The organism is Actinocrinis sp., from assembly GCF_035650855.1.
Taxonomy (GTDB): Bacteria; Actinomycetota; Actinomycetes; order Streptomycetales; family Catenulisporaceae; genus Actinocrinis.
Genome location: NZ_DASRGV010000389.1, coordinates 17907 through 29190 on the forward strand (window position 1 = coordinate 17907; position 11284 = coordinate 29190).

Consider the following 11284-nt stretch of genomic DNA (forward strand, 5'->3'; position numbering starts at 1 on the left):
GGTCCGCTCTTCATCGCGCGCTCACTGCCCGTCCGTGTTCACTGCGTCGTTCACCGCGCCGGCGGTTCGGTCAGCCGGACGCCCACGCCGCGCACCGTGTGCAGGTACCGCGGGGCGCTGGCCCGTTCGCCGAGCTTGCGCCGCAGCCAGGACAGGTGCACGTCGATGGTCTGGTCGTCGCCGTAGGGCAGCTGCCAGACCTCGGTCAGCAGCTCGCGCCGGGTGACCACCTCGCCGGGCCGCGCGGCCAGGTACGCGAGCAGGTCGAACTCGCGGCGGCTCAGGTCCAGCGGCCGGCCGTCGAGCCGCGCCTCGCGCCGCCGCGGGTCGACTTCGAGGCCGCCGATGCGCAGCGCGGCGGGCGTCTGGCCGGAGCCGGTACGGCGCAGCAGCGCGGCGATGCGCGCGGCGAGATGCCCGCCGGAGAACGGTTTGACCAGATAGTCGTCCGCGCCGGCGTTCAACAACCGGATGATTTCGGCCTCATCGTCGCGGGCCGTCGCGATAATGACCGGAACCCGGGTGATTGCGCGTAGCATCTTCAGCGTCTCGGAGCCGTCCAGGTCCGGCAGCCCGAGATCGAGCACGATGATGTCACCCGGATCGCGGCTGGCCTCGCGCAGTGCGGCGAGCGCGGTCCCGGCGCTGCGCACCGCGTGCCCGAATGCGGTGAGCTGATGGATGACCGCAGACCGGACGTCTGGATCGTCTTCGACCAGGAGCACGTTCGCCATAGCGTGGCACCGTATTCCATGGCCGGTTGAGAGGGAACCAGTGGGCCGGAGCGACCGGGAGATGAGGGCCGGATCAGCGAGCGGGTCCAGGGCTGAGCATGGCAAGGCGGAGGAGGGAGGCGGCCCGCCAAGCGGCGTCAGCCGCATAGTCGGCACTGTGGCCGTCGACCGACGACAACGCAGCCAGGCGAAGGTCATCGACCCGCCCGCCCGGCCCTCATCTCCCGGTCGCTCCCCGAATGCGTCGGGCGGGAAGCGGCGCGCGCCGCTCGCCGTTGTGGCGTGGGCCGGGGCCACCGCGGTGGCTTCCGCCGTGGCGTGGCTCGGAGTCGACTCAGTGCTCATCCCGGCGGCCGAGACCCCGCCCGCGGTGCTCGCGGCCGGAGCCAAGACCAGCCCGGTGCCCATGCCCTCGCCGTCGGCCGGGCTCGGCACGGGCGGCGCGCACGTGTCCGCGGGCACCTCTCCGTCGCCGGAACGCAGCAGGTCACACGCCGCGGCCCCGCCCTCGGCGTCCGCCTCCGCGACGCCCTCGCCGAGCAGCTCGCTGTCGCGGTACCAGACCGCCGGCGGCGTGGTGGTGCTGGCGATCTCGGCACATCTGGTCACGCTGGTGTCGGCGACCCCGGCCGCCGGGTATTCGGTGCAGAACTGGTCGGCCGCCGGCTGGCTGCGCGTCGACTTCAGCCAGGGCTCGACCACGTATTCGGTCTTCGCCACGTGGAACGGGTACACCCCCCAGGTCCAGGTCGTCGGCCCGAGCCCTTCGTCCTGAGGGGCCCGCTCGGTAGCCGCGCGGTTTCGTGTTGCTCATCCCGCGCCGCGCGCCGGGCCCATCTCATCACCGACCGCGCCCGCTCCGAACCCCGGCGACCCGCCGCGCCGACGCCCTGAACCCGCCTTAGGGCGAGCTTAATGATCGAGGGCTGTCAGCCGGTGCCCAGTTCAATACGGTGAGGTCCGCACCAGCCGGACCGTGGTCGCGCACCGCGTCCCGGACCGTCTCGACCCCACCGAGAGGACCAGCTCATGGGCAGCCATGCCGTGTCGGAGGACGGGCGCTCAGCGCGCTCGCGGCGCCTGAATCGCCAGACGCGACTCAAGCTCGCAGCCGCGGGGACGGGCGTGACCGTGCTGGCCGTAGGCGCCGGCTTCGTCATGGCCACCGGGGCGAGCGCGGCGGCCCCGGCGGTGACCTTCGCCGAGACCAGCTCCTGGGATGGCGGCTACGTCGGCCAGTACACGATCGCGAACAGCACCTCGTCGGCGATGTCCACCTGGAAGGTCGGCTTCGCGCTGCCCGCCGGATCGACCGTGACCAGCCTGTGGAACGGCACTGAGGCGAGCAGTTCGAACGGCGCCTCTGGACCGAGCTACACGGTCACCCCGGCGGGCTGGAACGCGAACATTCCGGCCGGAGGCAGCGTCAGCTTCGGCTTCGAGGTCTCCGGCACCGGCCAGCCGAGCGGTTGCACCATCAACGGCGCCGCGTGCGTCGGCGGCTCGACACCGAGTAGCGGTAAGGCATCGACTCCCGCCTCGCCGAGTGCAGGGCCTTCGATTCCGGCGTCGCCAACGCCGTCCAAGCCCGCCTCGCCGAGCCCGTCCGCGTCGCAGAGCTCTGCGCCGCCACCGCCTTCCGGCGCGTTCGGCAAGTTCGCCCCCTACGCGGACCTGTCGCTGTACCCGCTGTACAACCTGTCGGCCAGCGCGTCCGTCGAAGGCACCAAGTTCTTCAACCTGGCCTTCATCACCACCAACGGCGCCTGCAATCCGGAATGGGGCGGCGTCACCGCGCTGAACGACGCGTCAATCAGCGCTGATATATCCGCGCTGCGTGCCGCGGGCGGAGACGTGCGCGTGTCCTTCGGTGGCGCGTCAGGGACCGAACTCGCGCAGTCCTGCACGTCGGCCTCGTCGCTGGCGGCCGCGTACCAGAAGGTGATCAGCGCCTACTCGCTCAAGTACATCGACTTCGACGTCGAGGGCGCCGCGGTCGCGGACACCGCCTCGATCAACCTGCGCAACCAGGCGATCGCGACCCTGGAGGCGAACAACCCGGGGCTGAAGGTCTCGTACACGCTCCCGGTGCTGCCCTCCGGCCTGACCGGCCAAGGGGTCTCGGTGCTCAGCTCGGCCAAGGCCGCCGGCGTGAGCCTCGACGCGGTCAACGTCATGGCGATGGACTACGGCGCCTCGTTCACCGGTGACATGGCCACCCTCGCCGAGCAGGCGGCGAGCGCCACGGCCGGCCAGGTCCAGTCGGTGTGGACCTCGCTCTCGGCGTCGCAGGCCCTTGCGAAGGTGGCGGTCACCCCGATGATCGGCGTCAACGATGTCAGCTCGGAGACCTTCTCGGTCGCCGACGCCTCCGCGCTGGCGAGCTGGGCCAAGAGCAAGAACCTGGCCTGGCTCTCGTTCTGGTCGGCGACCCGCGACAAGCAGTGCGCGGGCGGGGCGGCGGCCTTCGCCAGCGCGACCTGTTCCTCGGTGGTGCAGTCCGCGGGCGCCTTCGGTCAGGCCATGAGCGCGTACTGAGTGAGCGGGATCTAGGTCAACGCTGTCTGAGTGAGCACTGCCTGAATAAGCACTGCCCGACGCTGAAGCCGGCGCCGGCGGCGAGCCCGGGGCGCCGACCGGTTCTGGGGGACGGGGTGGCGCGGCGGTGCGCGGTCTGAGTTTCCGGCCGCGCACCGCCGCCGTCATGTCAGGGCTCTGCGGATCGCGCGCTCAATCCCGGTAGCTGCACAGCCGCCTCGCCCTTTCGCACAGCGCTTCCCGCCGCAGCTTCTGGAGGTAGTTCGCCTCCACGGACAACAACTGCTCGCAGGCGACCACGATGTCACCGGGCGGAATGCGCTGCCCGCGTTCGTAGTCGCCGAGGTTGCTGTGCGCTGACAGGCCGATCAGGCGGGCCAGCTGCCGCTGCGAGATCCCCAGCTCGAGTCGGCGCAGCCGCAGCGCGGTTCCGAGCCGATACGCCGCGGATCTCTCGGCGGTGGAGTTATCGGCTTGCGTGGAGCCCATTCCCGGCACCTCCTTACGAGGACGACAGTCGGTGTTGGCGTCACGAGTCACCCCACTGAATTTAGGAGAACGCTGATAGTGCGCTGAAGACCCTTGCGCGGCGCATACCTCGTGGTCCGCGCACCGGTGTGCTCGGGCGGATACCGCATCGAATGCCTCTGTACTGCGCGTAAGCGCCGGATCCACGCGGCGTCGCGGGCGCGCCCCGGGGGGCTCAGATTCACTCGATAGGGCGGCGCATTCGCCCGCTGAGTTTCATTTTGTGAGTGCCCCCGTTCACTGAAACGCCGTTCGGATGGTCGGTGAGCGGTCGGAGGTTGGACGGCGTTTGGTCGGGAGCGGCGCGAATCGCGGAAGGCCGGTGCTCCACTTCGAATGTGCGGGCCGAACGGCACGCACCGGACGCGGCACCGGAAGCTTTGGGAGGGTTTGCCCCGCGATGGACGCGCGTTACGAACCGTTCTGTTTCGCCGATCCGGTGTTCTACGACACCCCGGAGCGCTGGCAGCGTACCGTCGCCGACTTCGCGGCGGCCGCCGGCCCGGTCCCGGCCGGCTGGCGCCGCGAGGACCGCGACCTGTGGGCCGTCTACCAGCCCGAAGGCGTGCGGCTTCCGTTGCAGGGCTGGAAGATTCACGTCTCCGCCACGCCGGCCAACGCCGAGCGGGTCCTGGAGAAAGTGTGCGGATACTGCTTCGAGCGGGGCGTCGCGTTCAAGTTCCTGCGCGGGCCGGCCGCCCTGCTGATGCAGAACAGCAAATACGCGCCGCGTGGTGCCAGTGGGAAACTTCTCACTCTATACCCGTTGGACGAAGTCGCGCTCGAGCGTACCCTCACCGCGCTCGACGCGCTCGTCGGCGGCGAGCCGGGGCCGTACGTACTCAGTGACCTGCGATGGAACGACGGCCCGCTCTACACCCGGTTCGGCGCGTTCGCAGAGTTCTACCACGTCGGCGCCGACGGCTCGCGGGAACTGGCGCTGCGCCGTCCGGACGGCAGCATGGAAAGCGACCGGCGCGGACCGGTCTTCGCCTTGCCCGACTGGGTGAAGCTGCCCGCCTGCCTGGAACCTCAGCTCGCGGCGCGCGATGCCCAGCGGTTCGACCTGCCCTACCAGATCGAGCGGGTGCTGCATTTCTCCAACGGCGGCGGAATCTACCTGGGCCGGCCGAACGATCCCCAGGTGGCGGGCGGCGGGAAAGTCGTGCTCAAGGAGGGCCGCCCGCACTCAGGGCTCGACCAAGGCGGCATCGACGCGATCACCCGGCTGCGGCACGAGCACGCGATCCTGGACCGGCTGCGCGGCCTGGACTGCGTCCCTGAGGTGGTCGAATACGCGACCGCGTGGGAGCACCACTTCCTCGTCGAGACCTTCGTAGAAGGGGAAACCCTCAACGCCGCCTTCGTGCGGGACTACCCGCTGGTACATCCGAGCCAGGGTCCTGAGAAGCTCGCGGAATACGCGCGGTGGGCCGTGCAGATCGCCGACAACGTGGAGCGGGCGCTGGATTCCGTCCACCAGCGCGGCATCGTCTTCGGCGACCTGCACCCGAACAACGTGATGGTGCGGCCGGACGGCGGCGTGGTCTTCCTCGACTTCGAACTCGCCTCGCCCGCGGACGACTACACGCCGCCGCGGCTCGGCGCCGGAGGCTTCGCCGCGCCGCGTACCCTGCGCGGATTCGAGGTGGACCGGTACGCGCTGGCCAGCCTGCGGATCTGGCTGCTCATGCCGCTGGTGGCGATGATGCACCTGGATCGGCAGAAGGCCGGGCAGCTCATGGACGCGATCCGCGCCGTCTTCCCGCTGCCGGAGAACTACTTCGACGAACGGTATTTCAACTCCGAGACGTTCCAGACGGTCAGTTCCCGCGCGGCCGATTCCACCGCGCGAGCCGGAGCGAATGGCCGAAGCGACGAAGGCGAAGAAAGAGACGGAAGGCGGGCGCACCCGGCCACGCTGCTCGACCCGGCCGGCTCACACGACTGGCCCGCGCTGCGTGCGTCGCTCAGCGCCGGGATCGCCGCCGCCGCGACACCCGATCGCACCGACCGGCTCTTCCCCGGCGACATCGAGCAGTTCAGCCACGGCGGCCACGGTCACAGTCTGGCTTACGGCGCGGCCGGCGTGCTGTACGCGCTGCATGCGGCAGGCGCGCGGATCGACCCCGAGCAAGCGGACTGGCTGATCGACGCGAGCTGGCGCGATCCGCTGAAGCCCGGTGCGCTCATTGGAACGCACGGAACGGCTTACGCCCTGGACGTCATCGGGCGGCAGGACGAGGCGTTGCAGCTGCTTGACCGGCTCGCGGACGCGAAGCTGACCAGCGCCGGGATCGAGGACGGCCTGCTGGATCTGGCCGAGGGCCTGGCCGGAATCGGCCTGGTGGACCTGCATTTCGCGCGGTCGACCGGGGAGAGCGGATGGCGCGACTCGGCGCTGCGCGCGGCCGACCGGCTTGCCGAGCAGCTGGCCGTACGCGGTCCGCGGCAGGTCGAGCGGATGGGCGAGGCACGCGAGGGCCTGGCGCACGGCGCTTCCGGCGCGGCCCTGCTCGCGGTGCGCCTCTACGAGGAGACCGGCGATCCCGGATTGCTCGATCTCGCGGAGACCGCGCTGCGCCGCGACCTCGACGCCTGCCGGAACATGGCGGACGGAACGGTTCAGGTCGCCGACGGAGACAGGGTGCTGCCCTACCTCGAGATCGGCAGCACCGGCATCGGAATCGTGCTGCGCGACTATCTCGCGCACCGGCCCGACTCGCCGCTGACCGCGATCGAACCAGGTATCGCAAGAGCCTGCGACGTCGACTTCGTGATCCAGCCCGGCCTGTTCAACGGGCGCGCCGGCCTCATCGCATACCTGGCGCGGCTGCGGGACGCGGGCGTCGATCTCGGCGACCTGGACGCCGCAGCGGTGCTCGACCGGCAAATCCGCAGGCTGATGTGGCACGCGGTGTCCTACCAGGGGCACCTGGCGTTCCCCGGCGACCAGCTCCTGCGGCTCTCGATGGATCTCGCGTCGGGTAGCGCAGGCGTCCTGCTGGCGCTCAACGCGGCGCTGGGAACGGGAACAGGACTGCCGTTCGGCACCTCCTATCGCGCCGGCACCGGTGTCGGCGCGCGGGCACACAGCGGTGCCCACACAGACTCCCGGCCTTCCGGCCGTGAGATGGCAAGAGATTGATCCCTACCAGAAAGGCAGAAGATCATGGCGATCCTCGACCTGCAGGGTCTGGAAGCTCCGGCGACCGAGCGCAACGGCGGCGGCGGCGCCTCGACCGTGAGCCTGCTCAGCTGCGTGTCCGCCGCGAGCGTCATCCTCTGCGTCTGACGGCAGCAGTGGCCTGAGAGATCTGTGCGCGGATCATCGCGGCGGGTCTAGCACTCAGATTGGCGTTCCCCGCGCTCTCGGGCGCGGGGAACGCCCGGTCGCGTCCGGAAGGGAGTCTGAGGATGAGTGGTGCGATGAGTGACGGCACGGCGAACGCGCAGACGCTTTCCGGCGCGGCGGCCCGGCGGCGAGCCGATCGCCTGCTGCTCGAAGTCGCACGTCACCATTCCGGCTGGACGACCGTCACGGCCGTCTCCACGCTCGCCGCATCAGCCCTCGTAGTCCTCCTCCCCGCCGCCCTTGCGCACGCCGTCGACGCCGTGATCTCGAACCCGGCCCCGGCCGGTGCTTCGTCCGCTGAGCCGACGCGCGCCGTGCTGCAATTCGGCATCGTGCTCGCCGCCCTGACCGTCGCAAACCTCGTATCCGAGTTCGGCCAGCCCTACTGCGGCGCCGCCGCCACCGCCTCGCTGCGCCGACGGCTGATGGACAGGTTGCTCAGCACCGGTCCGGCCGCCACGCGGCGCTTCGCCCCCGGCGACCTGGTCGGCCGGCTCGTCGGCGCGGCTCCGGACGCGGCCAACGCCCCGGTCGCCATCGTCAACGCGACCGCCGACCTCGTGATGTCGGCAGGCGGCCTTGTCGCGCTCGCGCTGATCGATTGGCGACTGGTCACGGCATTCGCGGTGACGGTGCCTGCCGGAGCTCTGATTCTGCGTTCCTTCATTCGGCAGACCGGGGATCTGGCTGCGGCATATCAGCGTACGCAGAGCGAGATCGCGGCGCGGCTGCTCGACGCGCTCAGCGGGATTCGCACCATCCGCGCCTCGGGCACCAGGGACACCGAGGCCGCGCGCGTCCTGGTGCCGGTGCCCGAACTGTCGACGGTTGGCAATGCACTGTGGCGGGCCCAACGCGTCGCCGGCTGGCGCAGCATGCTGCTTTTCGCGCTCACCCAGACCGCCGTGCTGGCGGTGGCGGGCTTCGGCCTCACCTCAGGGCGCCTCGCGGTCGGCCAGGTGCTCGCCGCCGCGAGCTATGCCGCGCTCGGCCTCGGGTTCTTCTCCTCCACCCAGGCCGCCTTGGCCCTCGCGCAGGCTCGGGGTGCGGCCATGCGCCTGGCCGAGACCGAAGGCCTGCCGCGCATGTCGTACGGCGCACGCGACCTGCCTTCGTCCGGCGGCGGCCAGCTGGAGTTTCACCGGGTCACGGTCATGGGCACGGACGGCCCGGTTATCGAGAACCTTGATTTAACGGTTCCCGGCGGCGTCGAACTGGCCGTGGTCGGGGCGTCTGGATCGGGGAAGAGCGTGCTGGCAGCGCTCGCCGGGCGGCTGATCGATCCGGACGCCGGAATCGTGTCGCTCGACGGCGTTGCACTGCCACAGCTCTCGCGCGAGGCGCTACGCGGCGCGGTGGGGTACGCGTTCGAGCGCCCCGCGCCGCTCGGAGAAACGGTCCGCGAAACGATCGGCTTAGGCGCGGAACGGCAGCGCGTCGAGCGCGCAGCCACGGCCGCAGCCGCGGACGGCTTCATCAGGAAGCTGCCAGAGGGTTATGACACGCCGCTGGAGCGGGCTCCGCTTTCCGGCGGTGAGACTCAGCGCCTCGGTCTCGCCCGCGCGCTGGCCCGCGCGGGTGCCGGCCTTCGCGTGATCGTGCTCGACGACGCGACGGCCGCACTGGACACGGTCACCGAGGCGCGGGTCGGCGCGGCGCTGGAGTCGGCGACGGCGGGTCGGACCCGGATCGTGATCGCGCATCGAGCAGCCGCCGCGGCTCGCGCCGATTTGGTCGCCTGGCTGGAGAACGGCGCCTTGCGCGCGTTGGCACCGCACCACGAGCTTTGGGAAGAACCTGAATACAGGGCGCTGCTCGACGGCGAAGACGAGCCGGATCTCGGCAGTGGACGCGAAGTCGATGGTGAAGTGGAGCCGGAACTCGGCAGCGGACGTGTTTTCGGCGACGCTGGAGCCGGGCATGACTAGCCGCACCACGCCGGGCTCGGAGAGTCCCGCCTCCGCCTCCGCGAGTGCGCCCGGCTCCGCCTCCGCATCTTCGCCCGCCGCAGCCGGATTCCGCTTCATCACGGCCGAAGTTCTGCGCCGACGCCGCGCTCTCGGCGCGCTGCTCGCCTGGTCGTTGCTCGAATCAGCCCCCGCACTCGTCTCCGGCCGCTTCGTCGCCGCCGCACTCGACGAGGGCTTCCTTCGCGGGCGGGCAATGATTGGACTGGTTTGGCTGCTCGCTCTCGGCGCCGTCACCGCCTTGGGCGCTCTCGGTACTCGCGCGATGTATCCCCGGCTCGGCGACGTCGTCGAGCCGTTGCGCGACGCCCTCGTTACGGCACTTGTGCACGGGACATTGGCACGCGCATGCGGCGGTGACGCGGAGCATGGACCGCTCGGCGCGGCACCGGTGGCGCGATTGACCCGGCAGGTCGAGACGGTGCGGGACGTCGTCGCCGGGCAACTGCTCGTCTTGCGGCAATTCGCGGTCACGGCCATCGCGGTGTGCATCGGTCTCGCCTCGCTCGCGCTGCCGCTCGCCGCGTTGGTCGTCGGGCCGCTGCTGCTTTCGCTGCTCGGGTTCGCGGTGCTGCTGCGTCCGATGATCTCGCGTCAGCGTGCTGCTTTCCTTGCCGAGGAGCGGGTCGCGGTGCTCGCCGGAACAACAATCGAAGGGCTGCGTGACATCACCGCCGCGGGAGTCGAGCCGCGCATCGCGGCGCGCGTCGGCGCGGCTGTGGACGAGCAATACCGGCTCAGTCGCGCGCTCGCGGGCTTCGGCGCGGCGCGGCGCGCGATCGTCGTCTTCGGCGGCAACGTCCCGCTGCTGCTGATCCTGCTCGCGGCGCGACCGTTGCTGCGGCACGGCCTGACCGCCGGCGCGCTGGTCGGGGCGCTGACCTATGTCGCCGTCAATCTGGAGCCTGCGTTGCGCACGCTGGTTCAGGGCGTCGGGGCGTCCGCGCTGCGGCTGTCGGTCGCCGTGCGGCGCCTTGCCGAAGGCGGACTTGTCGCACCGACCGAGTCGGCGCCCGGACCGAATGCCGCGACGCCTCCGGTTCCCTCGCTCCGGATCGCCTCTGCCGCCGCGGCCATCGACGTGTCAAGCCTCTGCTTCCGCTACGGCCCGCACTCCGATCCCGTCGTCGCGAACCTCGATCTGCGCATCGGCCGGCACGAGCACCTCGCGATCGTCGGCCCGAGCGGAGCCGGCAAGTCCACCCTGGTGAACCTGCTGGCCGGATTGCTGCCCCCCGAGTCGGGCAGCGTGGCCCTGTTCGGTGCGCCGCTCACCTCGATCCCGGCGGACCGGCTCCCCGAGTTTCGAGTCCTTATTCCCCAGGAGGCGTACATCTTCGCGGGCACGGTCCGCGAAAACCTCGCCTATCTGCGCCCTGACGCGACGGACGCCGAGATCACCGAGGCCGCCGGGCTCGTCGGCTCGTCGGCCTTGCTCGACACGCTCGGCGGCCTGGACGCGCGCCTCGTCCCCGCGCTGCTCTCGGCCGGCCAGCGGCAGCTGCTCGCCCTTACCCGCGCGCACCTCTCCCGAGCGCCGATCGTGCTGCTCGACGAGGCCACCTGCCACCTCGACCACGCCGCGGAACGCCGCGCCGAGGCCGCCTTCCGCGACCGGCCCGGCGCGGTCGTCCTGGTCGCACACCGCCTCGGCTCCGCCCGGCGCGCGGACCGCGTGCTGCTGCTCGACGCCGAGCGCACCGAACTCGGCACACACGCGCAACTCGCCGCGCGCTGCCCGCAGTACGCCGAACTCGTCGGCCGCCGCCGTTCCGCCCCCGCGCCTCTCACAGTGAGCTGACATATCGCTGTTTCCGGTGTCGAGCAACGGATTCAGAACCGTGGACAGCAACGGAGCACTCTGCGAGACTCGCCGCAAGCAGTCGTTCGCCAGCGCAACGGGGAGGCAACGGGATGGCGATCGAGCTTCCGAGTGAGGTGGCGCAGTTCCTCAACTTCATCGGCATCAACTGGCCGATGATCAACGAGGACAAGGTGCGCGAGTTCGGGCAGCACGTGCGCGAGTTCGCCACCAATCTCCAGGACGCGCACGAGCAGGCGCACGGCACGGTGCAGCAGCTCGGCCAGGCGTATCAGGGCGCGGGATACGAGGCGCTGCTGGCCAAGTGGTCGAGCACCTCGACGAAGCACCTCACCGAGCT

Annotated in this window: 8 protein-coding genes and 1 pseudogene; 7 read left to right on the forward strand and 2 right to left on the reverse strand. The window is 70.7% G+C overall.

Features of this window, described 5'->3' with window-relative positions; genetic code table 11:
* Positions 1–50 precede the first annotated feature (50 nt).
* On the reverse strand, positions 51–734 hold the full coding sequence (locus VFB40_RS27475; protein WP_324855771.1) for a response regulator transcription factor: 684 nt from the start codon (positions 732–734) through the stop codon (positions 51–53).
* A 157-nt stretch (positions 735–891) separates the two neighbouring features.
* Here VFB40_RS27475 and VFB40_RS27480 point away from each other — a divergent pair, with 157 nt between their 5' ends.
* Both VFB40_RS27480 and VFB40_RS27485 read left to right on the forward strand, forming a co-directional pair.
* Positions 892–1509: a hypothetical protein gene (locus tag VFB40_RS27480; RefSeq protein WP_324855773.1), complete on the forward strand. Its 618-nt coding sequence runs from the start codon at positions 892–894 to the stop codon at positions 1507–1509.
* Between the two features lie 350 nt (positions 1510–1859).
* The gene (locus VFB40_RS27485) at positions 1860–3272 is read left to right on the forward strand and encodes a cellulose binding domain-containing protein (protein ID WP_324855775.1); all 1413 of its coding nucleotides are present in this window, start codon (positions 1860–1862) and stop codon (positions 3270–3272) included.
* A gap of 192 nt (positions 3273–3464) precedes the next feature.
* Here VFB40_RS27485 and VFB40_RS27490 read toward each other — a convergent pair whose 3' ends face one another.
* Positions 3465–3761, reverse strand: a complete 297-nt coding sequence (locus VFB40_RS27490; RefSeq protein ID WP_324855777.1) for a helix-turn-helix domain-containing protein — start codon at positions 3759–3761, stop codon at positions 3465–3467.
* A 439-nt stretch (positions 3762–4200) separates the two neighbouring features.
* Here VFB40_RS27490 and lanKC point away from each other — a divergent pair, with 439 nt between their 5' ends.
* The 5 genes and pseudogenes from lanKC to VFB40_RS27515 all read left to right on the forward strand — a co-directional run.
* The gene (gene lanKC / locus VFB40_RS27495) at positions 4201–6948 is read left to right on the forward strand and encodes a class III lanthionine synthetase LanKC (RefSeq protein WP_324855779.1); all 2748 of its coding nucleotides are present in this window, start codon (positions 4201–4203) and stop codon (positions 6946–6948) included.
* A 24-nt stretch (positions 6949–6972) separates the two neighbouring features.
* A complete protein-coding gene (locus VFB40_RS27500; RefSeq protein WP_324855781.1) occupies positions 6973–7095 on the forward strand; it encodes a SapB/AmfS family lanthipeptide in 123 nt (40 codons plus the stop codon).
* 134 nt (positions 7096–7229) lie between these two features.
* Positions 7230–9083, forward strand: a complete 1854-nt coding sequence (locus VFB40_RS27505; RefSeq protein ID WP_324855783.1) for an ABC transporter transmembrane domain-containing protein — start codon at positions 7230–7232, stop codon at positions 9081–9083.
* Positions 9076–10923, forward strand: coding sequence for an ATP-binding cassette domain-containing protein (locus VFB40_RS27510; RefSeq protein ID WP_324855785.1), 1848 nt, complete (start codon positions 9076–9078; stop codon positions 10921–10923). Before VFB40_RS27505 ends, VFB40_RS27510 begins: the two co-directional genes overlap by 8 nt.
* A 113-nt stretch (positions 10924–11036) precedes the next feature.
* Positions 11037–11284: pseudogene (locus VFB40_RS27515) on the forward strand (hypothetical protein); the annotation flags it as partial.